General features: G+C 47.8%; 26 protein-coding genes and 3 pseudogenes. 23 read left to right on the top strand and 6 right to left on the bottom strand.

Annotated elements, in window-relative coordinates; all coding sequences use genetic code 11:
* Nucleotides 1–28: 28 nt before the first annotated feature.
* From AB4Z29_RS00485 to AB4Z29_RS00470, 4 genes and pseudogenes are all read right to left on the bottom strand, one after another.
* Nucleotides 29–1,243: a tyrosine-type recombinase/integrase gene (locus tag AB4Z29_RS00485; protein ID WP_441941217.1), complete on the bottom strand. Its 1,215-nt coding sequence runs from the start codon at nt 1,241–1,243 to the stop codon at nt 29–31.
* 77 nt (nt 1,244–1,320) lie between these two features.
* The gene (locus tag AB4Z29_RS00480; RefSeq protein WP_441941216.1) at nt 1,321–1,782 is read right to left on the bottom strand and encodes an ImmA/IrrE family metallo-endopeptidase; all 462 of its coding nucleotides are present in this window, start codon (nt 1,780–1,782) and stop codon (nt 1,321–1,323) included.
* Between the two features lie 12 nt (nt 1,783–1,794).
* Nucleotides 1,795–2,175 (bottom strand): hypothetical protein, encoded by a 381-nt coding sequence (locus AB4Z29_RS00475; protein WP_441941568.1) that lies wholly within the window; start codon nt 2,173–2,175, stop codon nt 1,795–1,797.
* A 111-nt stretch (nt 2,176–2,286) separates the two neighbouring features.
* A pseudogene (locus AB4Z29_RS00470) lies at nt 2,287–2,463 on the bottom strand (helix-turn-helix domain-containing protein); the annotation flags it as partial.
* A 226-nt stretch (nt 2,464–2,689) separates the two neighbouring features.
* Between AB4Z29_RS00470 and AB4Z29_RS00465 the strand changes: the two are divergent.
* From AB4Z29_RS00465 to AB4Z29_RS00415, 11 genes and pseudogenes are all read left to right on the top strand, one after another.
* Nucleotides 2,690–2,887, top strand: coding sequence for a helix-turn-helix domain-containing protein (locus AB4Z29_RS00465; protein ID WP_441941215.1), 198 nt, complete (start codon nt 2,690–2,692; stop codon nt 2,885–2,887).
* 7 nt (nt 2,888–2,894) lie between these two features.
* On the top strand, nt 2,895–3,110 hold the full coding sequence (locus AB4Z29_RS00460; RefSeq protein ID WP_441941214.1) for a helix-turn-helix domain-containing protein: 216 nt from the start codon (nt 2,895–2,897) through the stop codon (nt 3,108–3,110).
* 334 nt (nt 3,111–3,444) lie between these two features.
* On the top strand, nt 3,445–3,840 hold the full coding sequence (locus AB4Z29_RS00455; protein ID WP_441941213.1) for a hypothetical protein: 396 nt from the start codon (nt 3,445–3,447) through the stop codon (nt 3,838–3,840).
* The gene (locus AB4Z29_RS00450; protein ID WP_441941212.1) at nt 3,833–5,062 is read left to right on the top strand and encodes a DUF2800 domain-containing protein; all 1,230 of its coding nucleotides are present in this window, start codon (nt 3,833–3,835) and stop codon (nt 5,060–5,062) included. Before AB4Z29_RS00455 ends, AB4Z29_RS00450 begins: the two co-directional genes overlap by 8 nt.
* 172 nt (nt 5,063–5,234) lie before the next feature.
* On the top strand, nt 5,235–5,825 hold the full coding sequence (locus tag AB4Z29_RS00445) for a DUF2815 family protein (RefSeq protein ID WP_441941211.1): 591 nt from the start codon (nt 5,235–5,237) through the stop codon (nt 5,823–5,825).
* A gap of 66 nt (nt 5,826–5,891) precedes the next feature.
* Nucleotides 5,892–6,230, top strand: coding sequence for a hypothetical protein (locus tag AB4Z29_RS00440; RefSeq protein WP_441941210.1), 339 nt, complete (start codon nt 5,892–5,894; stop codon nt 6,228–6,230).
* Entirely contained in the window at nt 6,227–8,161 is a 1,935-nt protein-coding gene (locus AB4Z29_RS00435) for a DNA polymerase (protein ID WP_441941209.1), read from the top strand. The genes AB4Z29_RS00440 and AB4Z29_RS00435 overlap by 4 nt, the downstream gene beginning before the upstream one ends.
* A gap of 193 nt (nt 8,162–8,354) precedes the next feature.
* Nucleotides 8,355–9,020: pseudogene (dcm, locus tag AB4Z29_RS00430) on the top strand (DNA (cytosine-5-)-methyltransferase); the annotation flags it as partial.
* A 438-nt stretch (nt 9,021–9,458) separates the two neighbouring features.
* Entirely contained in the window at nt 9,459–9,689 is a 231-nt protein-coding gene (locus AB4Z29_RS00425; RefSeq protein ID WP_441941593.1) for a hypothetical protein, read from the top strand.
* Nucleotides 9,682–9,942 (top strand): DUF3310 domain-containing protein, encoded by a 261-nt coding sequence (locus tag AB4Z29_RS00420; protein WP_441941208.1) that lies wholly within the window; start codon nt 9,682–9,684, stop codon nt 9,940–9,942. The genes AB4Z29_RS00425 and AB4Z29_RS00420 overlap by 8 nt, the downstream gene beginning before the upstream one ends.
* Nucleotides 9,902–10,576 carry a sigma-70 family RNA polymerase sigma factor gene (locus AB4Z29_RS00415; protein ID WP_441941207.1) on the top strand — a complete coding sequence of 225 codons (675 nt, stop codon included), beginning with the start codon at nt 9,902–9,904 and terminating at the stop codon, nt 10,574–10,576. Before AB4Z29_RS00420 ends, AB4Z29_RS00415 begins: the two co-directional genes overlap by 41 nt.
* A 93-nt stretch (nt 10,577–10,669) precedes the next feature.
* Here AB4Z29_RS00415 and AB4Z29_RS00410 read toward each other — a convergent pair whose 3' ends face one another.
* Entirely contained in the window at nt 10,670–11,188 is a 519-nt protein-coding gene (locus AB4Z29_RS00410) for a hypothetical protein (RefSeq protein ID WP_441941206.1), read from the bottom strand.
* Nucleotides 11,189–11,307: 119 nt separating this feature from the next.
* On the opposite strand from AB4Z29_RS00410, the gene AB4Z29_RS00405 reads away from it, so the two are divergent.
* The 4 genes and pseudogenes from AB4Z29_RS00405 to AB4Z29_RS00390 all read left to right on the top strand — a co-directional run bounded on the left by AB4Z29_RS00405 (nt 11,308) and on the right by AB4Z29_RS00390 (nt 16,239).
* Nucleotides 11,308–13,671: a VapE domain-containing protein gene (locus AB4Z29_RS00405; RefSeq protein ID WP_441941205.1), complete on the top strand. Its 2,364-nt coding sequence runs from the start codon at nt 11,308–11,310 to the stop codon at nt 13,669–13,671.
* A 304-nt stretch (nt 13,672–13,975) separates the two neighbouring features.
* Nucleotides 13,976–14,269: a VRR-NUC domain-containing protein gene (locus AB4Z29_RS00400; protein ID WP_441941204.1), complete on the top strand. Its 294-nt coding sequence runs from the start codon at nt 13,976–13,978 to the stop codon at nt 14,267–14,269.
* Nucleotides 14,266–15,637: pseudogene (locus AB4Z29_RS00395) on the top strand (DEAD/DEAH box helicase). Before AB4Z29_RS00400 ends, AB4Z29_RS00395 begins: the two are co-directional and overlap by 4 nt.
* Entirely contained in the window at nt 15,634–16,239 is a 606-nt protein-coding gene (locus AB4Z29_RS00390) for an RNA polymerase subunit sigma-24 (RefSeq protein WP_441941203.1), read from the top strand. The pseudogene AB4Z29_RS00395 and the gene AB4Z29_RS00390 overlap by 4 nt, the downstream one beginning before the upstream one ends.
* Nucleotides 16,240–16,383: 144 nt before the next feature.
* On the opposite strand, the gene AB4Z29_RS00385 is transcribed toward AB4Z29_RS00390, so the two are convergent.
* Nucleotides 16,384–16,866: a hypothetical protein gene (locus AB4Z29_RS00385; RefSeq protein ID WP_441941202.1), complete on the bottom strand. Its 483-nt coding sequence runs from the start codon at nt 16,864–16,866 to the stop codon at nt 16,384–16,386.
* A 196-nt stretch (nt 16,867–17,062) separates the two neighbouring features.
* On the opposite strand from AB4Z29_RS00385, the gene terS reads away from it, so the two are divergent.
* From terS to AB4Z29_RS00345, 8 genes are all read left to right on the top strand, one after another.
* Entirely contained in the window at nt 17,063–17,779 is a 717-nt protein-coding gene (gene terS, locus AB4Z29_RS00380) for a phage terminase small subunit (protein ID WP_441941201.1), read from the top strand.
* Nucleotides 17,772–19,088, top strand: coding sequence for a PBSX family phage terminase large subunit (locus tag AB4Z29_RS00375; protein ID WP_441941200.1), 1,317 nt, complete (start codon nt 17,772–17,774; stop codon nt 19,086–19,088). The genes terS and AB4Z29_RS00375 overlap by 8 nt, the downstream gene beginning before the upstream one ends.
* Before the next feature lie 2 nt (nt 19,089–19,090).
* On the top strand, nt 19,091–20,599 hold the full coding sequence (locus tag AB4Z29_RS00370) for a capsid protein (protein WP_441941199.1): 1,509 nt from the start codon (nt 19,091–19,093) through the stop codon (nt 20,597–20,599).
* Between the two features lie 11 nt (nt 20,600–20,610).
* Complete coding sequence (locus AB4Z29_RS00365) at nt 20,611–22,248, top strand: phage minor capsid protein (protein WP_441941198.1); 1,638 nt, start codon at nt 20,611–20,613, stop codon at nt 22,246–22,248.
* A complete protein-coding gene (locus tag AB4Z29_RS00360; protein ID WP_441941197.1) occupies nt 22,245–22,556 on the top strand; it encodes a hypothetical protein in 312 nt (103 codons plus the stop codon). Before AB4Z29_RS00365 ends, AB4Z29_RS00360 begins: the two co-directional genes overlap by 4 nt.
* Before the next feature lie 40 nt (nt 22,557–22,596).
* Nucleotides 22,597–22,764: a hypothetical protein gene (locus AB4Z29_RS00355; protein WP_441941196.1), complete on the top strand. Its 168-nt coding sequence runs from the start codon at nt 22,597–22,599 to the stop codon at nt 22,762–22,764.
* 124 nt (nt 22,765–22,888) lie between these two features.
* Entirely contained in the window at nt 22,889–23,476 is a 588-nt protein-coding gene (locus AB4Z29_RS00350) for a phage scaffolding protein (protein WP_441941195.1), read from the top strand.
* Between the two features lie 14 nt (nt 23,477–23,490).
* Nucleotides 23,491–24,444 carry a major capsid protein gene (locus AB4Z29_RS00345; RefSeq protein WP_441941194.1) on the top strand — a complete coding sequence of 318 codons (954 nt, stop codon included), beginning with the start codon at nt 23,491–23,493 and terminating at the stop codon, nt 24,442–24,444.
* The last annotated feature ends 6 nt before the right edge of the window (nt 24,445–24,450 follow it).

Genomic DNA, 24,450 nt, shown 5'->3' with positions numbered 1-24,450 from the left:
ACATTTTGCCCACATGGGTCTGGATAATTTAGAGTCCGCTCATTAACTCGGCAAATTTGTCGGAAGCTTCTTTCTTTTTGCTTTTCGTTACGTGTAGATAAACAGCTTTGGTGGTTGCATCGTTTTTATGGCCAAGTCGATCCATGATAGCTTCCAACGAGACACCGGCTTCTGCCAATAATGATGTATGTGTATGTCTAAGTGAATGGACAGTGAGCCCTTCATTATCCATTCCGATTTGTTTCAACAGTTTTAGCATCCTTTGTCGTACAAGCCATTTAGGTTCAGGGTAGCCATAGTATTTCTTTAATTTAGCAAATATGAAATCGTGATCATGGTATACATCTCTTTTTTGCATCTTAACTACATTCTGTTTCGCCTTAAGATCAATTAATGCTTTAATGACGATGTCATCAACGCTAATTGTTCGAACCGATGTTTTCGTTTTCGGTGTCAGGAGCTCGTAGTTAACGATGACTCCGTAAGGGTTATAATACGTTTTCGTAATCCTTATCGTTTTTTCCTCGAAATCTAGGTCAGTCCACTTGAGAGCACAGAGCTCTCCAACTCGCATCCCGGTATAGGCAAGAACAAGAAGGGCAGGGTAGTCTAAATCTTTCCCTGAAGTTTTAGCGGAAAGGAGCAGCTTTGCTAAGTCCTCTTTCTCCATATACTTTGCTAATTCCTCGTTGTTTTCCAATTCCTCAATCGTTGTGCGCTTTCGTGGGATCTGAGTAAACTTTGTAGGGTTGATTTTAATAGCTCCAATTTCCTCAGCTTTGTGGAATATTAACCTCCCTGTTCGGTGCATGCTGCTTACAGTATTAAACGCGTATTTCTCTGCCGATTCATCTATAACTGTTTGATAATCGGATCGTGACACGTTTTTTAAAAGCTTTGCTCGCCCAAGCTTTTCTTTCCATCGCTCAGCTTCATGCTTACGCAATGCCAGAGTACTGGGTTTAACCCCGCTATTACCATAATCCTTCAGCCATTCATCTATAAAATTCTCTAATTTCACATTAGATTCTTGAGAGAAAGTACCTTCCATTATCTCCACATATATCTTTGCTGCAGCAGCTCTTGCTTCAGATTCAGTTCGGTATCCACCTTTCTCTTTTTGCTTTCGCTTACCTGTTTTTGGATCTAATCCTATATCAATTCTATAAGACCATGTGGCGCCACATTTGCATTTCTTGCCTTCTCCGCATGCACAACCTCTTTTACGATACGTTCCTTTCATATCTCATGGCTCCTTTTTAGAACATATGTTCTGTTTTTGGTGTATGGAAAACCGCCTCGCAGCGGTGAAGCGCAAGTTTACATTTTTATATAGGATTGTTCGTCTGCCCAGAATGTTCGTTTTGGCGGGCGTTTTAAGTGAGCAACTTCGATAGGAACTCCACTCAAAGTTGCGGCTTCGTATAATGTCATGCCACTAATTAATAATTCGTCGGATATTAGAAGTTCTACTGCAAGCTCATTTGCTTCACGTTCTATCCGCTCAACACTCATGAGTGTATGCCTTTTAAGAAACGGTGTGTTTACTTTGGGGTGCAGGATAGCATGTCCTAACTCGTGGGCACATGTGAAGTGTTGATCCTGCTCCTCCAAAGCATTATTAATATGAATCATAGGTATGCGTTTATAAGTATTGAAGTAGCCCATCATGCTGCCAAGTGGTTCGAATAAGACGACGATGTTTTTCTGAGATGCGATCTTGAATGGATCGTTCGTTCCGTGCTTGCGGGTTAGCTGACTGACCAAGTGTTTAATCCCCATTCAGCGCGCCCCTTATTTGTTTTTATTGGGATTGAATTTCTGTTTGGCCATTCCTTTAGCTAGTCGAAGCGAATTCTCAAGTGATAGCCTCATCAGCTCTTTGGTTTCTTCATCCATGGGTTCACCGTGAAAAGCCATAGCTTCTGTGGATTCAAGTTCTCCGATCATGCGCTCAAGGTCGACAGCGATATCACGTTCCTCTCTAGGAGAAAGGTGGTGATTCGAAAATAACTCTTTTGGACTGCGCATTTGACCTTCGTATATCGGCGGTTCTTGACGGGAGTAGGCTGAACTTAATTCTTTGAAGCTAAGCCCTAAAGTTTTCGAAAGACGATCTATGATACCGCCAGGTTCGTAATCCCATGGAGCAGGTTGCCCGTAATCTAGATTCATCAATATAGCTAAAGGCACATCTAGTTGTCTCGATAACTCCTCTATTGTAAGACCCAAATCATTTAGACGTTTCTCAATAATGGCTCCAATAGACTTACCGAGTAGATAATCAAGAGTCACTTTGAAAATATCGGCTAGAAGTACGGCATTATCAGCGCTTAGATTTTTTTTACCCCGCTCGATGTCGTAATAATATTGTGGCGAAATCCCTAATTTATTGGAAACCTCTACGCCACTAAGATTCCTTTTTTGCCTTAATTCTCGGATTCTATATTCAGGTGAAACCACGTGCAACAACTCCTTATTCTTCTTATGCTAAAACTTTATCATCTAATAGATTAAAACACAATCATCAAATAGATTAAAAATGGAGCAAATTTAAGCTATTCGGAGCATTTTTGTTAATCTATATGATTAATACTCTTAAATGCTCTTATTTTAATCTATTTGATTAAATTTGCTATTTGATATAATTAATCAAATGGCTTAATATTTACTTCAGGGGGTGATGCAGATGGGATTCTCAACCAAAGTTAAAAACATTTTAGCTGAAAAAGAAATGAATCCTTCAGAGTTGGCAAGGCAAACCGGATATTCACCACAGTACATTCACGATTTACTAAAAGGAGATAAACGTTGGAACGAAGAGACGATGAGTAAGGTTTGCGGGGCTCTGGATTTGGAAATCACCATTAACTCAAGAAAGAGGTGATCCTCATATGACTAAAATTAAAGTCACAGCAATCGAGCAGTTACCTGATGTCCTAACACCGCAGCATATCGCTGATTACATTGGAATATCGCGTCGCCGTATTTATGAGCTCTGTCAATCTGGAGAGATTAAGAGCTTCTTGATTGGGGCTTCACGAAAAATACATAAAAGCGATTTGCTTGATTGGGTGAGGGTATTGCGTGAAGGAGGTGAGAAGGCATGAGTGTTACAGGTCGCGTTTGGCTGGAGCTAACGAAAGAGGAACGTATGGTTTGTTTGGAGTTTGCGACGTGGGAGAACCAAAAGCGCATGAAAAAGACCCTTGCGATGTAGGAGTCGCAAAGGCCACGAAAGACAAAATTAGTTACCGCAATCTTAACACAATTTATCTGGATTGAAAATAGGAGGGGCTGCTTGTGTCCCGTGTCACTTTATTATTGCTTCCTCCTGAGTGCGAAATCTGCGGCCATGAAGTTGAGCTGCAATCTTTGAAGCCTTGGAATGGAATCGAAGTTGCCATTATTGTATCAAAGAGATAAACGAGGAGGTTACCTAATATGCCAGTACAAATCACGATTAACGGCGAAAACGCCACTGAAACACTTAACGAACTTATTGCTCTTTCATCAGGCTTTTCTAATAAACATACCGCATCAGCAACTATTGCAGCTGAGACAATTAAGCAACCACGTGCTTCCCGTACTAATAAACCTGTCGAGCCTGAATCGAAGCAAGAGCCTATTAAGGAAGATCCAGGTCCTAGTGATGACGATATCCCATCCACGTATTCGGTGGAGGATCTGAGAGCCAAAGCGGCTGAGGTAGCTAAGCTAGGCAAGCAGGCTAAAGTTAAAGCTATTCTGACTCAATTTGATTCTGCTTCGATTAGCGCGGTACCCGAAGACAAACGTGCTGAAGTTTATGCGGCACTAGAGGCTGTTGCGAATGAGTAGCGTCAATCATTCCAGCAGAGCCCATGCCAAGCTGTCGGCGTCTGGTTCTGAGCGCTGGCTGTCTTGTCCGGGCAGTGTCGGACTAGAGGCGTTATTTCCAAGCGAGAGCGGTAGTAGTGTGTTCGCGGCGGAGGGTACGGCGGCACACGAGCTCTCCGAAATCCATCTTGCCTATCTGTTCAACCATATCACGAAGGCACAGCACACGAAGAAACTTGCGGCCGCTAAGAAGGGTGAGTTTTATTCGCAAGAGATGGAGGATCATGTTCAAACTTATATGGATGTCGTTATCGAGCGAATCAATGAAGCGAGAGCCAAGACGCCTGATGCGACGATTCTGTTTGAGGAACGTTTAGACTTCTCACCATGGGTGCCGGAGGGCTTCGGTACGGGCGATGTCGTAATCATAGCTGACGGAACGCTTGAGGTTATAGATTTGAAATACGGCAAGGGTGTACCAGTCTCAGCTGAGGATAACAGCCAGCTCAGGTTATATGGTCTTGGCGCAATAAACGGATTCAGTTTCCTATACGATGTGCAGAACGTCCGAATGACAATCGTCCAGCCACGGCTAGACAGCGTATCCACAGAGATGCTGACAACTGAGGCGTTGTTTAAATGGGCAGAAGATGTCGTCAAGCCTGGCGCTGATCTTGCTGTATCAGGTAAAGGTGATACGGTATCCGGCGACCATTGCAAATTCTGTAAAGCTAAAGCGGTTTGTCGTACGAGAGCCTTTGCGAATATGGAGCTCCTCGCTCATGAGTTTAAAGAGCCTGAGCTGCTGTCGCTCGAAGAGCTAGCTGATATCCGCGGCAAGATCGAGAACCTTGTCAATTGGGCAGGCGATGTGAAGGACCATATGCTAGAGCAGGCTGAGAAGCATAACATTCGCTATCCTGGCTGGAAGCTCGTTGAAGGTCGAAGCAACCGGATATATTCGGACAAGGACGCTGTTAAATTCACACTGGAGCAAGCAATCAAACAGAAGCATTTCGGCCAGCACTTCAAGCCGGACTCCATCTTTAAGCCGCAGGAACTTGTTGGTATTGGTGAGATGGAGAAGGTTGTCGGCAAGAAAATGTTCGGGGAGCTGCTGTCAGATTTGATTATCAAGCCATCAGGCAAACCGACTCTCGTAGAGGAATCGGACAAGCGACCTGAGCTGTCTTCACTAGCCTCTATTGAGTCGGATTTTGCAGGAGAGGATCATGTTGGCTGATCAGTGGGGTATCTATAGCACTATTTCGAAAAAGTTTTGTTTTGGGATCTCTGAAACTTCCAAAAAGCTGGCACAAAGAGCTTTGCTCAATAAAATCGGTAATGACGCCTATAAATGGCGATTCATGCCTAGGGTAATCATTCAAAAACCAATTATAAAGGAGCCAACTAAAATGGCAATTACAAATACGGATACAAAAGTAGTAACTGGAACAGTTCGTCTATCTTATACCCATGTTTTTGAACCGCAGTCTATTGACGGTGGCGATGCGAAATACAGCACTGCGATCCTCATCCCAAAAACGGACAAGGTGACGTTGCAGAAGATCAAAGCAGCAGTTGATGCTGCTAAGGAACAAGGTAAGAGCAAATGGGGCGGCAAGATCCCTGCAAATGCGAAGACGCCGCTGCGTGACGGCGACGAAGAGCGTCCGGATGATGAGGCGTATGCAGGTCACTACTTCCTGAATGCGTCCAGCAAGAACAAACCGGGTATCGCTAAGCCGAGTGGTAAAGATGCGAACGGCAAGACGAAATTTGCGGAGATTACGGACACGACCGAGGTTTACTCTGGCTGCTATGCAAAAGTGAGCCTCAACTTCTATCCGTTCGATGCGAAGGGTAACCGCGGTGTTGCTGCTGGCTTGAACAACTTGGTTAAGGTGCAGGATGGCGACTTCCTCGGCGGCCGCAGCAGCGTGAACGACGACTTCTCGGATACAGAGTTCGAGGATGACTTGGGCGAAGACGATTTCTTGAATTAATTCAACTGAAAGGGATTCGGCAACGGGTCCCTTTTCCTATCTAAAAATATGGGAGGTTTATATAGAATGGAACAAAAATTTAGAATTGCTTACTTGGTCGAAACGGCTCATCAGAATGCTATTAACAAAGGCTGGTATGAGGAGCCACGCACATTTGGTGAAATGATCGCCCTTGTACATTCGGAAGTTTCCGAAGCTTTAGAGGATCATCGTAACGGACGTGAAATGCAGGAGATTTACTATGAAGGCGATAAGCCATGCGGCATTCCAACAGAGCTGGCGGATGTATTAATTCGGATTTTCGATATGTGCGGATACTTCGGAATCGATCTGGAGGAAGCGATTGAGGAGAAGATGGCGTATAACGCAACACGGCCGCAGAGGCACGGTGGTAAAAAGCTGTGACCACGTTGCGCATCGATATCGAAACCTATTCTTCTGTCGATCTTATCAAAAGCGGCGTTTATAAGTACGTCGATTCACCTGATTTTGAGATCTTACTATTCGGCTATGCCTTTGATAACGATCCGGTGCAAGTAATCGATCTTCTAGATTTTGAGGAAATACCGCAGCAAGTCATGGATGCTCTCGAAGATCCAACTATCACGAAGCAGGCTTTCAACGCAGCTTTCGAGCGAACTTGTATCGCCAAGCATTTCGGCGTATCGATGGAGCCAGAACAGTGGGTTTGTACTGCTGTACATGCTTTGTATCTCGGCTTGCCTAACTATCTTGAAGGTGTCGCCAAGGTACTGAACCTGTCTGCTCAGAAGGACACAGCGGGCAAGAACTTGATTAAATACTTCTCGTTACCATGCAAGCCTACCAAAGCGAACGGTCAACGCACACGAAACTATCCGCATCATGCGCCTGAGAAGTGGGAGCAATATAAGGCTTATTGCAATCAGGATGTTGTCGTAGAGCGAGACATCAGTAAGGTGCTCGATCAGCATCCGCTGCCGGCTAGCGAGCACAGGCTGTGGGCGCTCGATCAGAAGATTAATGACAAGGGTGTTCGACTCGATCCGCAGCTTGTGGCTCACGCAATCGTCTGTGATGAGCGGTACAAAGAAAAGCTAATGGCAGAAGCTGTGGAGCTTACGGGGCTGGATAACCCCAACAGCGGCCCGCAGATCAAAGGGTGGTTACTGGAGGCAGAGGGCTTGGAAGTCGAGAGCCTGACGAAGGATACGGTCCCGATCCTGCTTGAGCAGGTCGAGGGAGACACTGCAAAGCGAGTATTAGAACTTCGACAAGAGCTCAGCAAGACATCGGTCAAGAAATACCAGGCTATGGAGCGTGCAATCTGCTCCGACAGCCGAGTGCGCGGGCTTCTCCAATTCTACGGCGCCGGCAGGACAGGGCGATGGGCGGGTCGATTGGTCCAGGTACAAAATTTACCGCGAAACTATCTTAATGATTTGGCTCTTGCGAGGCAGTTTCTATTAGAAGGGAATTACGAGCTTCTTGAAATCCTGTTCGCTAGTGTGCCGGATGTATTGTCACAGCTCATTCGCACCACGTTCGTTCCGTCCGAGGGTAACACCTTCGGCGTGGCTGACTTCTCGGCCATCGAGGCACGGGTGATTGCGTGGTTAGCCGGTGAACAGTGGCGGCTTGATGTATTCAATAGTCACGGCAAGATATACGAAGCCTCGGCAGCTCAGATGTTTAAGATTCCTATTGACCAGATTTCTAAAGAAGATCGGCAGCGCGGGAAGGTCGCGGAGCTTGCGCTTGGTTATCAAGGTGGACCTAATGCACTTGTCACGATGGGTGCTTTAAAGAATGGACTGATGGAGGAAGAGCTGCAGCCACTCGTTGATGCGTGGCGTGAAGCAAACCCAGCGATCAAACGGTTCTGGTATGCAGTAGGTGATGCTGCGGTAACGGCTGTTGAAGAACAGCGGACCGTGAAGCTGAAGCATGGAATTTCTTTCATCTATACGCCTGGTACACTGTTCTGCCAATTGCCATCCGGTCGTAGGCTGGCTTACTTCAAACCACGGCTGGAAGACGGGAATTACGGCAAGAAACAGCTTAGCTATGAAGGCGTCAATGATACGAAGCAATGGGTCAGGCTGCGGACATACGGCGGCAAGCTTGTGGAGAACATCGTACAGGCAGTAGCACGGGATTGTTTGGCGGAGTCAATGATTCGGCTAGATGAAGCAGGCCACAACATCGTCATGCACGTCCACGATGAGGTCATTCTCGATGAGGCATCGGGTTCACTAGAACGTGCATGCGAGATTATGGGCCAGCCGATCAGCTGGGCACCAAGGTTACCTCTGCGAGCAGACGGCTTCGAATGCGACTTCTATAGAAAGGATTGATTATAGCAATCTTATCTTAATCCCATTCATACCCGCAACTCGTGCAAACTAGCTTAAAATCATCTTTCTCTTCATCGTCAATTCGCTCAAGGGTCGGTCTTTCACATGCAGGACAATACATTTAGGATCACCTCATTTTTGTAGTATCCTTATTCGACATAATTTAACAAATTCCTTTTTTAGGGGGATAGCAATGAGACAACTTGATTTATTTGCAGGGATCGGAGGAATCAGTTTAGCAGCGGAGTGGGCGGGTATTGAAACTGTTGCATTCTGTGAAAAAGAGCCGTTCGCTCAGAATGTGCTCCGCCGCCGATTTCCTAATAAACCAATATACGATGATGTTTTTAATTTAACAAAGGAGGTGCTTAAAAATGACGGCATTACAGGAATCGACATTATTGCAGGTGGTTTCCCCTGTCAACCTTTCAGTAACGCAGGAAAGCGAACCGGGACGGCAGATGACCGTTACCTCTGGCCTGAAATGTGCAGAATCGTTGACGAGCTTAGACCCACTTGGGTATTTGCTGAGAATGTTGATGGGCTCGTCAGTATGGCACAGTCCGATAGCGAGCTTGTCTTGGAAGATGAAACAACAATATGCGAGGAAGCGGAAATGGTCGTCGAAACCATCCGGCAAGACCTTGAAGCAATCGGGTATCAATCCGTCCCAATTGTTATACCAGCTTGCGGTGTCGGTGCCTCGCACAGGCGCTACCGGATCTTCATTCTGGGCTACTCCCAATTCAGCGGACGCAACGGGGACAAGCGGAGGAGGGCAAACGAAGAGTCTACGGACAGATATGAGGCTTTGGCCGACACCGAGAGCGAACGATGCGGAGAAGCGCGGAGAGGTTGCAAACGTCCCAAGGAACGGGCTGCCTGGGGCGGTGCTGTGGCCTACGCCGCAGGCGCGGGATTATCGCAGCGGAGACGATCCGAATGGACCGAGAGCGACAAGGAAAAGGGAACAGGGCTGGACTCCGGGGTTGAACGATGCGGTCAAGATGTGGCCGACACCGAGAGCAGGAGATGGGAAACACGGGGGACCGAACAGCCGGGACAGCAAAGGGAATTACGCGCTATCGGGAGCCGTGCATCATGTGAAAATGTGGCCGACACCTCAAGCGGGAGACGACCGCGACCGAGGGAATCTATCGAACCCTGTAATACAGCAACGGATCGAACAGGGGAAACAAGTGAACCTCTCAATGTGCGTATCGGTGAAAAGCGGACAGCTCAATCCGGAATGGGTAGAAGCCCTTATGAACTTTCCGATTGGATGGACGGATGGGGAATGAATCCGCTGGATGCCCTTATTAACTTCATATCCTCTTATCCACAGCCTGCACTTATGGGGCAGGAGCAACACGAATGGGAGCCATCACGTGTAGCGACAGGGGTTAAGAATAGAGCGGCACGACTAAAGGCGCTCGGCAATGCTGTTGATCCTTTGCAGGCGCTGCCTGTGTTATACGGAATTCGAGTCATAAATGATTACTTAAAAGGGGCTGGTTGCTTTGAGTAAAGATAACGTGAATCATCCCTCGCATTACACTGCTGGAAAAGTTGAATGCTACGACGCGCTGGAGGCTGCTACAGAAGGGTTATTTGGCATCGAGGCCGTCAGCACGGCGAACGCAATTAAATATTTGTGGCGCTGGAAACGGAAGAACGGTGTCGAGGATCTGCGTAAGGCTGTTTGGTACATCAACCGACTGATAGAGAGGGCTGAGGGAGATGGAGAGGTTTCCGGAACATCTACATCCGTTGGTTACTGAGAATCTCGGTATGGTGCGTCAGATTGCTAGGCGCATGAGCTATGGCTTAAGAGACCCTGCAATGGACTACGACGATCTGTTCTCTGCTGGCAGCATCGGCTTAATGTTTGCAGCTCAGCACTATGACGAGTCGAAGGGTTATGCATTCAGCAGCTATGCCTACAGGTGCATATGGGGCTATGCGGCAAGGTCGATCAACACCAATGGACAGATACGGGTACCTACACATATCAAACGGCTAGCAAATCGAATTCGTATCGGAGATTTGTACGATGTTAATTCAGAGGAATTAGCCTCTCGTTTTAACTCCAGAGTAGAGTACATTAATTCCGCTAAGCACTATTTAGAGATTAGGCTCTTTCCGATCTTGTTGCAGGTGGAAGGTGAGACAGTGAATCTGGCTGATCTATATGCCACTACTAGTGTTGACTTGTCGGTGGTATATACGCAGGAGTTTGTAGAGTCGTTGCCTCTAAAAGGCAAGTATTATAAGCGCCGGGCGTTGCTGGACTTGATGTTACAAGGGTTAAATGCTAAAGAAGCTGGTAAGCGGTTAGGATTCTCTCGGCAAGCAGCTCATGTTCATTTGAAAGCAGTACGAGAAGAATGGGATAGGTATCAGAAAAATAAGTAGAGCTTGGTTCCCCGAGCTCTACTTATAAAGTAATTATCACAATTCGAATATGGACTCGGCTAAGAATACTTTTATAAAAGAAATATAATTTACCTACTTTATGAATGAACGCATTAAGGATCCCTTTTCAATATGTGAGTTCATCCAAGGGACTAGAAGAAAACCAGATATATTAGTTCCTTCAGTTAAACTTTTGAAAGAAGCGTTTCTCTCTTCAGATGTGTAAACTATAGGCATTTGAAAGTTAATGTTAAATTGTGAATATTCAACAAAATCCTCATAGGATACGACTTGGATCTGTTCTGGATTTACTAGATTACTGGTTTCATCTTGGTCAAGCATTCTTAGCAAATATCTAATGGGTACACGATCATTAATTGGGTCTGGGGTATTGTCTGCCCAGAACTCAAATTCGCAATGAGCATATAGATCGTTATTAACTCTAGATAGACTTGCAAAATCTAAACCGATTTCGTTGTCCTCATTATTATTAATTGCTTCGCGGCAAGCTTTAGTTTTGCCGAAACCGAACACGACACATCCTGCTCCATTAATTTCGAAAATGTCACCGTAAAAAGTTTGTTCTTGGCGTGTTGATTTGATTAGCTTCATTGATAAGGACTCCCTTTTCATCATGTTGTTTTAGTGATTAATATTGTTGTTTTTGTAGAGTTACTAGTTTTCATTATATTTTACAAGGAAATGTTTTACAAACAAAAGGACGTGACTGTATGCATGATGTCGAACTAGTCATCGCGTTCGGGCGGAACCGGAGCGACACGAATTGGAAAAACGAATACCTCAGCTGGGGCGAATTTGTACTGCGGCTTCGCTCGCTTCGCCGGACGACCGAGACGATGGCCGAGTACGACAAGCTGTCCGTCCCAGCTAAAGGTAAGGTCAAGGATGGGGTTGCCTTCGTCGGCGGCCTTGTCCAAGGTGGGCGCCGGAAGAAAGAGAACGTGGACACGCGCTGCCTCATTACGTTGGATGTGGACCATGCTAACGAGGATTTCATATTTAACTTGGATCTCATCCTTGGTGGTAATGCCTACGTCTTATATTCCACGCACAGCCATCGGGAGGATAAGCCGAAGTACCGGATCGTCGTGCCGACAAGCAGAGAGATGAGTCCTGATGAATACGCAGCAGCCTCCCGTAAGCTTGCTGCCAACATCGGCATGCGGCATTTCGATAAGACCACGTTCGACGTTCACCGGCTGATGTATTTGCCGAGCTGCTCCAGTGACGCGGAGCCTGTACTGACTGAGGTAGAAGGTGAGCTGCTAGACGTTGATGTGCTGCTGGCGGAATACGAGGATTGGACGGACCCCGTACAGTGGGAGCGTCATCCGGATGAAGAAGCACAGCGGCGGACTGGCGCTAAGATGGAAGACCCACGGGAGAAGAGCGGCGTGATCGGTGCTTTCTGCCGGCAGTACAGCATAAGCGGTGCTATTGAAACTTTTTTAGCTGAAGCATACTTGCCCACAGCCATTGAGAACCGTTGGTCATTTAGTGGTTCTGATTCCCACGGCGGGCTTGTCATATACGATCAAGATATTTTTGCATTCAGTCATCATGAGTCGGACCCGATCAGCGGCCGTGAAGTAAACGCCTTCGATCTGGTCCGGCTACATAAATTCAAGGATCTGGACGACAACACCAGCGATAAGACGAACATCACGAAGCTGCCGAGTTACCAGGCGATGATGGAGTTCGCTATGAGCGATGAGCCTGTTATGCGTGAGGTAATAGCGGACGAGTTCGGAGACATGGACGATTTGGATGAGGAAACGATCGACTGGATGGCGAAGCTCGAGCGAAACAAAAAGAATCCGAAGATCATCCTGCCGAATGCCCGCAATGTAGAGCTTATCCTGACCAACGGACCATTAAAGGACGTGCTTGCCTACGATGCGTTCAAAAACGCTGAGGTCGTGAAAGATAAACTGCCGTGGCGCAAGCGCGAACGGCCGAACACGGAGTATGAGCCGTGGCTAGGCGCCGACGACCGCAGGCTGCAACACTATATTAGTAAGAAGTACAATATCAAATCCGCTGATACGATCAAAAACGCCTTAACCGAGGTCGTTCACGGAAACACCTTCCATCCGGTCAAGACCTATCTGGAGAGCCAGTACTGGGACGGAGCTGCGCGGCTGGATACGCTGTTCATCGATTACCTTGGCGCAGAGGATACGCCGTACGTGCGAGCGGTGACGAGGAAGATGTTCGTCGCAGCGATCAAGCGGATCTATGAACCCGGGTGCAAGTTCGACTATATGCTCGTGCTCGTAGGGCCGCAGGGCGTCGGCAAGAGTAGCTTGCTGGCGAAGATGGGCAAGCAATGGTTTAGTGACTCGCTTAAGACGTTCGACGCCAAGGAAGCCGGTGAGCACCTTCAGGGGGCGTGGATCATCGAAATCGGTGAGCTGGCTGCAATGAAGAAAGCTGAAGTCGATGAGATCAAGCAGTTCCTATCTAAGGAGAGCGATCGATACCGCGTAGCTTATGACCGTATGGTCTCGGACTTCCCGCGTAAATGTGTTTTTTTCGGCACTACTAATAATCATAATTTCTTACAAGATGCCACAGGGAACCGCCGCTTCTGGCCCGTTAGTGTCGATCCAGAGAAGCGTATCAAGAACCATTTTACGGAACTTACCGAGGACCTTGTCGGGCAGCTGTGGGCGGAAGCATTGACTCTCTATAAAGCCGGCGAACGGCTGGAGCTTGATGCTGACATGTATACGCAGGCTCAAGCCATGCAAGAGCGGCATTTGGATACGGATCCACGTGAGGGGCTCATTCAGGAGTATCTCGACACGTTTCTGCCTAAAACTTGGGATGACATGAACGAATACGATCGGCGCGAGTATTTAAGGACACCGACAGGCGATGTGCAGCGGACTCGGGTATGTGCAGCTGAGGTATGGGTAGAGTGTTTGGAGTCGCCTCTTAAAATGCTTAAGCCTTGGGAGTCAAAAGTAATTTGCGACATTGTCCGTAGGATTCCAGGCTGGCAAGAACGGGTGCCAGAGAAGACCAGATTCAAGATTTACGGACAGCAAAAAACGTTTGAACGGGTGTAACCGTAAAACGCTAAAGTGTAACCGTAAATTTTTACGGTTACACCTACTGTACCTTATGTAACCGTGAGTGTAACCGTAATTTTTAATAGTAAGGTACGGCTTTAAGCCAATAACCATAAGGGTTTGAGGGTTGCTGTACCTTATGTAACCGTAAATATCTTATATATAGTGAAAATGTAATTAGCATAGTAAAATGGGCGCATGTGTACGTGTAAAACATATGCTAACGCGTAATTTGCCCATATACGTGTATGTACGACCCCAACGGTTACATAAGGTACACCCTTATTTCGGGAGGTAAGCAATGAGAGAGCGTACAATTGAGAAGCGGTTCACAGATAAGGTTCAGAAGCATGGAGGTAAAGCACTTAAATTCGTGTCGCCAGGACATAATGGTGTGCCGGACCGAATCGTGCTTCTACCGGATGGCCGGACGGTGTACGTCGAGCTGAAGGCGCCGGGCAAACCGTTGAGTCCTCTGCAACAGAAATGGGCAAGGACGTTAACGGACATGGGACATGTGTTTTACAAGATAGATTGCAACGAGGATACGGATCGATTTATATCTGAGATTTTCAAGAGAGGTGATGCCGAATGAAGTTCATCCCCCATAAATATCAGGAATACGCTGTTAATCGAATCATGGATACACCAGCTGTCGGATTATTTTTAGAGATGGGCTTAGGTTGACAAAACTGTCGTAACGTTAACCGCGATTGACCGGCTGCTGTATGATTCCTTCGATGCAACCAAGGTTTTGATTATAGCGCCTAAGCGTGTGGCGGAGGATACGTGGAGCCGTGAATCGAGCAAATGGAATCATACCAAGCATCTACGGATCAGTAAGATCCTTGGCGATGCCAAGAAGCGAGAAGCCGCGCTGAAGGCTGACGCTGACATCTACGTGATTAATCGGGAAAATGTCCAGTGGTTGGTCGGTTTTCTTGGCAGCAAGTGGCCGTTTGATACGGTGGTCATTGATGAGCTATCGAGCTTCAAGAGCAGCAGCGCACAACGTTTCCGAGCCTTAAAGCGGGTGCGACCACTGATGAAACGGGTTATCGGCCTAACCGGTACGCCTGCACCGAATGGACTGCTGGATCTATGGGCGCAGATTTACCTGCTGGACCGTGGTGAACGACTCGGAACAACCGTATCCAGTTATCGTGATCGATACTTCTCAGCCGGTGCCAAAAACGGTCATGTCGTATATGAGTGGAAACAGAAAAAAGAGGCCGAGGACCGGATCCATGAGCAGATTGCAGATATTTGCATCAGCATGAAAGCAGAAGACTGGCTCGATATGCCAGCTCGCATTGATCGTATCGTACCGCTGACTATGGGTGATAAAGCAAGAGCTCAGTACGAACAGCTTGAACGCGACCTGCTGCTACCTATGGCGGGATCAGACATCGTTGCAAGTACAGCAGCTGTACTGTCCAACAAACTGCTTCAGATGGCAAACGGTGCAGCCTATGATGAGGACCGCGGCGTTCGTGAGATCCACGATATCAAACTAGATGCCTTGGAGGATTTGATTGAAGGGGCTAACGGTCATCCGGTTCTTGTCTTTTACGCTTATAAGCACGACCTGAGCCGGATTCAGCAGCGATTCAAGGAAGCACGAACACTGGATACGGCAGACGACATTGCAGAGTGGAACGCCGGTGACATCTCGATGTTGCTGGCTCATCCCGCATCAGCTGGGCATGGTCTTAACCTACAAGCAGGCGGTAATATCATTGTCTGGTTCGGTCTGAACTGGAGCCTTGAGCTATATCAGCAAGCGAATGCGAGATTGCACCGCCAAGGGCAAACACAGAGCGTAATTATTCATCATCTAGTTTCGGAGGGTACGATCGATGAGGATGTCATGGCGGCGCTGGAAGGTAAAGCGGTCGGACAAGATGCTTTGATGGCGGCTGTGAAAGCGAGAATCGAACGAGTAGGAGGAGAAGGGCGATGACAGAACAGCAAACGGTTGAGCAGCTAAGTCGATATAAGCAACTGCAAGCAAGGATACAAGTTCTTAGCACTTACAGCGTAGGCGCTGGAATCACAGTAAGCAGGCTTAACCAAGACGATCAGCTTCAGGAATTGCACCGCAGGTTACGAAACTTGCCTAGCTATATGTACTTGGGTAAGCGAGAACAAAAGCTAGAAGCAACAGCACATGCTTACTTGACGCAGTACCCTGCAGGAGTTAAGAGCCAGCTGGCAGTTATACCTCAGCAAGGAGCTGATGCGGAGGATGACAAGCTGTTGCAGGAGCTGCGTGACAAGATCGGAAAGGTGATAGCTGCACGGGGTTATGACGTACGTGATGATCTGGATGCTGTACTTGATCGGATGGTGGAGCTACAGGAACTACAGGACGAGGTTGCCCGAATTGATACGGTCTTAGAGGCGATTAAGGGCTATAAACCAGATTACGAACGGCTGCTACGAATACACTACGTAGATGGCAAAGCATGGGGTGAAGCTTCACAGGAGATGCAGGTTTCGAAGGATGTCTTTTATCGCTGGAGACGAAAGGCAATCGTAGAGTACGAAAAAATAGCGAAATAAATGCGAACGGAAAGCGAACAAAAGCAATGAAATCCGTGTTAGTATGATATTATCGAACGAAATAAAAGACGGTGCCGACTAAGATAAGGCGTAGACGGCACTGTCTTTTTATATCATCGAGTTTTTATTGTTAAACAAAGTCTGTTAGTTATCAATTTTTTTAATTGTGACAATAGCTTCGTTAAAATCATGTTCTTCGTTTGTTTCATTGTAGTCTTCGAATCCAATTTTGAAAAAAAACTCACTGACTTCAAGATCCTTACAGCCTGATATTTCCCAAAGTGCTTGTCCAGCAAGTGGTGGATTTTTATACCATCCTGTTATCAAGTATTCTTGAGGCGAGTTAGAAGTGTTTCTAATATCATAATAATCATTTCTGAAATAATAATTCCCACGTAACACTACCGGATCAACTGATTCTTTACCTTGCCATTCGTAGATTATAATCGCATTCTGTCTGTGGCCTTTTATATCAAATTCACACCTGAAAACGGAGTGAGGAGGGAGAGTAATAGTCCTTGTGTTACTTAAGTTTATATGGCATTCTCCTGAAGGTCCAGCACCTCTATTGAAAGGTTTTTTTACAGGTTTAAGTACAATTTCGTGCCCAGGAACAGGTATGGTCATTTGGTTACACTCCATTCTTTTTACCTTAGGATGTAGTTTTGAAATTAAAAATATACGTCATGTTTGATATCAGTATAGGTTTTCAGAAATATAAGCCTGAATAGTCCTAAGGGTACACTTTAAAGGTCGTTCGAAATTTGAACGGCTTTTTCTTTTGCAAAACAAACATAAAGCCCGGAGGTGGTGATAATGTAGCATGCATAGGAAAGCAGAAGCCGATTATCAGCGCGGCATGAAATACAAGGAGATAGCCGACAAGTTTGGCGTATCCCTCAATACGGTGAAGTCATGGAAACAGCGACATGGCTGGGAGCGAAAAAAAGGTGCACCCTCTCAAAAAGGTGTGCACACAAAAAAGCCAGGCGCACCACCGGGCAGTAAAAATGCTATGGGTAATAAAGGCGGCGCAGCTCCACGTGGCAACAGCAATGCAGTCACCCATGGTTTGTTCCAGAAGTATATGCCTGCCGAGTCGTTGGAAATCATGGAGCAGCTCAAGCAGCAGATCCCGCTTGATATCGTTTGGGATAACATCATGATCCAGTATACGGCCATCATTCGGGCGCAGCAGATCATGTACGTTAAGGACCAGAAGGACAGTACGAAGACGCTTGTCGGCGATAAGCCGGGGATGTTTGGTACTGAGAAGCGTTGGGAAGTGCAACAGGCTTGGGACAAGCAGGCAACCTTCTTGCAGGCGCAGAGCCGGGCCATGGGGACGCTTCAAAGCCTCATCCGCCAGTACGATGACCTGTTACGCACTGAGCTGGCAACAGAGGAGCAAAAGGCCCGTATCGATGTGCTGAAATCGAAGGTGCCAAACAAAGACGGAGTTGATCCGAACGCCCAGATAACGGCGCTGGCCGATCTGATTAATAACCCGGCTCCTGAGAGGGTGCTGGACGATGATTGATTATGCGCCTCTGACGGCCAAGCAGGCCGATTATATACGCCGTAGCAAGGATTCCTGGCTTAATGTGGCGGAGGGTGGCAAGCGTGCCGGCAAGAACATCATCAACCTGATTGCTTACGCCATGTGCTTGGAGATCCATCCGGATAAGCTGCACCTGGTATTCGGGGTTTCCCTAGGTGCTGCTAAAATGAACGTGATCGACTCCAACGGCTTTGGTCTACAGTGGCTATTTGAGGGCCGCTGCCGTGAGGGTGAGTACAAGAACCGCGATGCCCTGTACATCCAGACGAAGACCGGTGAGAAGATTATCATCATTGCCGGCGGCGGTAAAGCGAACGATGCGGCCCGGATCAAGGGTAACTCATACGGTACGGTATACGGCACTGAGGTTAACGAGTGCCATCAGTCATTTGTGCAGGAGGTATTTGACCGGACGCTGGCCAGTAGCTTCAGGCAGCTGTTCTTTGACTTGAATCCTAAGCCGCCATCACATTGGTTTTATAGTGATGTGCTGAACTACCAGGATGAGCTGCTGGAGCGCGGTGAGAATCCCGGATATAACTACGGGCATTTCACGGTGCTGGGTAATCTGAGCATTCCGAATGACCGCTTAAAAGTCGTGCTGGCTACGTATGACAAGGATAGCCTGTGGTATAAGGCTGACATCTTAGGCAAGCGAACAGCAGCAACAGGACGGATTTACACAGGCTATAGCAAGGCTGTCGTCGTCACACGGCAGGACATAAAGGATTACCGGTTCATTGAGTTTAGCATCGGCATCGACATCGGGGGCACTGACGCTACAGTGGCCACGCTAACAGGCATGACGCCGCGTTATAAGGACGTTGTGCTACTGGATGGCTATTATCACAAGCAAGGCAAGGAATCAGGATACACGCATGACAGGTATGCACAGGAGATCGTTGATAAAATCGTAGAATGGTCGGAAACCTATCCGGCTTTTTTGTCGTGTGCTCATATCTTTGCAGAGTCGGCTGATAAGCTGTTCAGGCAGGCGCTGGCTAACGAGTTGAAGCGCCGCGGCATACACATTCAAGTCGTGCCAGCATACAAGAAAGAGGGCATTGTGGACCGCATAAGGCTGACGAACATCTTAATCAACCAGGGCCGCTATAAAGTCATGCAACACCTTAAGCAGTGGCTGGAGGCTTTGGAGAATGCGACATGGGACGAGAAAGAGCGTATGGCCGGTGAATGGGTGCGAACCGATGACGGCAGTTATCCAGTTGACTGTCTGGATAGTAGCGAATACGCCGTGCAGCCGTTTAAGCGGAGATTGGAGGTATAGGAATGGGGTGGTTTAAGAATATGGTCATGAAGATGCTGCGTATACAGCCTGCTGCAGAGAATCGAGTCATAACGATAACGGAGCCTCTGAGCTACGGCACCAACGTACTTCGTAATCGGCTCTGGTTTCGTGGTGATCCGTCCGAGCTGGAGCAATTTGCGATGCAGACGGCCACGGACAACGTAAGCAGAGCGCGTTTCTGGGCAGCGTCAGCGAGTCAGGGGTTGCGAATCCGCAAGATTCACAGCGGGCTGCCGTCAATGATAGCGGGAACGCTCAGTGACATCATCATAGCGGATCTGGATGCGATCGAGCTCCAGCCGCAAGAGGTAGCCGATAACTGGCAAACAATAGCTGAGGACAACGGCTTGGATAAGCTGCTAGGTGAGGGTATCACCGACACGCTGGTAGCCGGTGACGGAGCGTTTAAGATTACGGTCGATCCGGACGTGACGGAATATCCGATCATTGAGTTTTACAGCGGTGAGCAGGTAGACTACAAGCGGCAACGTGGAAGGCTTCAGGAGGTGCTGTTCTATACGGACTACCACTTCAAGGACCGGGATTACCGGCTGGAAGAGACGTTTGGCAAGGGATATGTTCGCTCACGTCTGCTTGATGCTCATGGTAAAGAGGTAGAGTTGGCTTCGGTGCCTGAAACGTCACACCTTCAGCCAGAAGTTACCTATGACGGTGGCTTTATGATGGCCGTTCCGATGCAATTTTACAAATCAGCGAAGTGGCAAGGCCGCGGCAAATCGTTGTTTGACTCAAAGAACGACGAATTCGACGCGCTGGATGAGGTTATTAGCCAATGGGTTGATGCGATACGCGCCGGACGTGTTCAAAAGTATATTCCAGAGGACATGATACCGCGCTCCAGTGAGACAGGCGAGCTGCTGCGGCCTAACCCGTTTGACAATCAGTTCATCCGGCTTGGAACATCACTAGCTGAGGACAACAAGGGGCAGGTTATCACCGTGCAGCCTGCAATCTTGTATGAGGCTTTTGTGGAGTCCTATGCTTCAGCGCTGGATATGTGTTTGCAGGGCATTATCAGCCCATCTACGCTTGGCATCGACTTGAAAAAGCTCGATAACGCTGAGGCGCAGCGTGAGAAGGAGAAAGCAACGCTCTACACTCGCGGTAAGCTGGTAGAGGTGTTGAATCAAGTTATTCCGCAGCTTGTTGATGTGGTGCTGAAGGTATACGACACAATGAGAAACCGCACAACTGCCGATTATGCGGCAACCGTTACGTTTGGGGAGTATGCTTCACCATCGTTTGATGCTGTCGTGGAGACAGTGGGCAAGGCGCGTACGTTTGGTGTTATGAGCGTGGAGCGCGCTATCGAGGAGATGTATGGCGACACCTGGAGCGATGAGGACAAGGCTGCAGAAGTCGAGCGACTGAAAGCTGAGCAAGGACCGATGGAAGCGCAGGAGCCTTCGCTTAATCGAGATCCGCCGCCTGACGATGAGGAAGACGATCCGGACGTTGATGAAGAATGAGTAAAATTAACATGCGACAGATAATGGCTGAAATGGAGCTTGATCTGATTAAGAGCATGAAGCGTAATTTCTCACGCCACGAAGCCGAGCAAGAGAAGCACGGCTTTAAGTGGACGCAATGGCAGGCTAGGAAGTTGGCAGCGCTAAATGCTTACCAGAAGCGAAACCGAGGTATTGTAGAGGAGCATATGCCTATTGCCGAGGAGGACATTGAAAGAAACATTCGCGGATCGTTCCTGCGAGGCGCCCGCAATGTTGGTGATTTCGCAGGTAGGCTGTGGAATCGATTCGGCTTCGGAAAGCGGGAAGACATTACGCATCCTAAACCGCGCATGGATGATGACAGTAACTTTTTTAAGATCAATGAGCCGCGTGTAGGGTCGCTGGTCAAGGCGTCACAGGGCGAGCTCAGAGCATCACAGCATGCTATTCTGCGAAAAATGGACGATGTGTACCGACAAACGATATATAAATCACACGTGTACATGAACAGCGGTGCAGCAACACTCGGAAAAGCCATTGACATGGCGACAAGGGACTTCTTGGATAAGGGGATCGATAGTATCACCTATTCCAATGGCCGTCGCGTCAACATCGCTAGCTATGCTGAAATGGCGCTGCGTGCTGCTTCGCAGAGAGCTGCGTTTGCGGGAGAGGGCGCAAGGCGTGACGAAATAGGCGTGCGTACTGTCGTTATATCAGCGCATAACAACTGCTCGCCGCTCTGTCTGCCGTGGCAAGGTAAGGTTTATATCGATGATGTGTATAGCAAGGGTTCCCAAAAGAATGGTAAATACCCGCTGCTAAGTAAAGCCATTGCCGCGGGCTTATTTCATCCCAATTGCCGACACAACATGGCGACGTTCTTCCCTGGTGTGAGCCGCTTACCAGAGCCGGTTGACGATGAGGTTGCGCTAGGCAACTACAAGTCCGAGCAGAAGCAGCGTTACATGGAACGTCAGATTCGTAAGTATAAGCGTCGTGAAGCTGGCAGCGTTGATCCTGAGAATCAAGCAGCCGCTGCTGCGAAGGTCAAGGAGTGGCAGAAGAAGCTACGTGGTCATTTGGCTGAGCATGATTATCTGCGGCGTGATAGCAGTAGGGAGCAGAATAAGCTACCGATCGAGAGAAAGCCGGATAATGGACTTGGCAATGGCAACAAAAGGATTACGATTAAACCTGAACATCTGTCGCATGCGTCTAAAGGGGAATTCACGAATCCGAAGAACCCTAAGAAGCAGGCCGTGGGTAAGTTTAGTAAAGGCGGCCATGGTGAAGAGAATATCCAGTTGTTGGAACAGCATGGTATCCCGTATAATATTGTTAAAGAGTACAAGAATGGTGTTCGGATCGGTAATGTGCCGGCCCATAAGGAAAAAATCAAGCAGTCCGGTACGAAGCAAGCATGGTTCCCTAAGGACTGGAGCGCAAAGGATATCGATGCTGCTGCTTCTTATGTAACCAACCTAACTGATTCATCTAAATTTCAGCTGACCCCTAAACGCGTAAATGGCGAGCTGATTGCAGTATTCAAGTACGCTGAATATAAGGGCGTAACGGTCGGCGTCTGCTATGATGCCAAAAGAGGCGAGGTAACTACAATATTCCCAGATGAAACTCAGCGGATGTTAGGAGATGAGGACAAGTGAAGGACTTTGAGATTATTTCATATAATATGGAGATCATTGAAATGTTGTCTAATGAAGGTTCTGCACCGCTGGATGACTATTGGCAACCCATAATAAATGTGCTAAGTCAGGATATCGGAAAAACGAAAGAATTGTTGCTTAAGTGTACTTCTAATCAGATTAATTTGATGAGTGGTTATTTTGAAGACGTCTCCTATAATCTGCAGAGTCAGGAGTTCATTGATTTCTTGCGCGAGCTTCAGCAAAAGTATCCTCAAATCGATATAGAAAAAGGCATACAGTGGGCAGTAGACGCCATTTTAGATTAGGCTTTGTTCCAGGACATTGTTAAGGAATTGGGGTGGAAGTATGACGAAGATTTCAAAGCAGCAAGAGCGCCAAGTTGGGGGCATTGATGACGGATATTTGGATAAGCATAATCCCAATGATCCAGACTTCTTGGAAAAATATATTGAAGCCATAACTCGGCCACATGAATTGGCTGACGTTGAAAAGAAAAACAAAAAGAAGAAGTAGAAGCACTCACGCATAGGCGAGGGTGCTTTTTTCATGCCGTCTTTTCGGTACTGTAGACGTTAAAGAACAGGACATCACCGGACGCGACCGGGTTAACAAGCGAAGATGAATGGAGGATGGACATATGAATAAGGAACAGTTTATAGCATTGGGATTGACCGAGGACTTGGCCGATAAGGCTGCTGCTGCTTCAGGTGATGAACTTAAGGGGTTTGTACCTAAATCGCGTTTTGATGAAGTGAACGGCGCGAAGAAGACCGCAGAAGATACGCTGAAGGAGCGCGACAAACAACTGGATGAGCTCAGCAAGACGGCGGGAGCCAGTGAGGAACTGAAGGCGCAGATCACGAAGCTGCAAGGCGACAACACAGCGGCGAAGGAGCAATATGAATCTGACCTGAAGGAGCTAACGCTGACAAATGCAATCAAGACTGCGCTGACTGGTAAGGTGCATGACGAGGCACTGGCTGCTGGCCTATTTGACCGCACAAAACTGGTTATCGATGGTGATAAGATCGTTGGGCTAGAAGAACAGCTCAAAGGGCTGAAGGAATCAAAGGCGTTTTTGTTTAAGGTCGAAGATCCGAACCAGCAGCAACAGCAAAAGCCAGGCTTTCAGATCGGTGGAAGTGGTAATCCAACACCTCCTGCTACAACAACGTCCCTTAAGGACGCAATTGCTGCACGTATTCAAGCACAAGCACAATCATAAGGAGATGAAATAGTATGCCAATTACATTGAGTGAAGCAAAGAAGAACGTTCAGGATGCCTTGACACAAGGCGTCATTGACGAGTTTCGTAAGAATAATTTTTTGTTGGAGAACCTGACGTTTGACGATGCAGTGAGCCCAACAGGTGGTGGCGCGACTCTGACATACGGCTACACACGTTTGATCACGCAGCCTACAGCACAGTTCCGCTCGGTCAACGAGGAATACACGCCGCAAGAAGTGAAGAAACAGCGCTATACGGTTGATCTTAAGGTGTTTGGCGGCGCCTATCAGCTCGACCGCATCATTGCAGGTATGGGCGGCATTGCTGATGAGGTTCAATTGCAGATGCAACAGAAGATTAAGGCTGCGCAGGCGCTGTTTAATGATACGGTCATCAATGGTGACTCGGCAGTTAATGCTGAAACGTTTGACGGTTTGGACAAGGCTCTTACGGGTTCCAGCACAGAATACATTCCTGGTACCGCAATCGATTTGTCTACATCAGCCGCGATTGATACGAACTACAAGGTGTTTCTTGACCAGCTTGACGAGTTCTTGATGGGGCTTGACGGTGATCCGTCTGCAATTATGGGCAATTTGAAGTTGATTGCCAAGATCAGAGCGTGCGCCCGCCGTGCTGGCACATATACCACGACACGCGATGAGTTTGGTAAGCAGGTCGAGAAATATAACGAGATCCCGCTGGTCGATCTGGGAGCGAAAGCAGGCACGAATAACCCTGTTGTTGGCACAAATGGCACCGGAGAAACGAGCATTTATGTACCGCGTCTAGGCTTAGATGGTTTCCACGGTGTGAGTATGGCTGGTCACCCACCTGTCCGGACTTGGCTACCGGATTTCAATACGTCCGGTGCTGTTAAAACAGGCGAGGTCGAGATGGTTGCAGCTGTAGCGCTCAAGGCAACCAAGGCTGCCGGCGTTATGCGCAAAATTAAAGTACAGTAAGGAGGG

The sequence above is a fragment of the Paenibacillus sp. 2TAB23 genome (genome assembly GCF_052115165.1).
Lineage (GTDB): Bacteria > Bacillota > Bacilli > Paenibacillales > Paenibacillaceae > Pristimantibacillus.
This window is presented reverse-complemented; position numbering and strand designations above follow the sequence as displayed.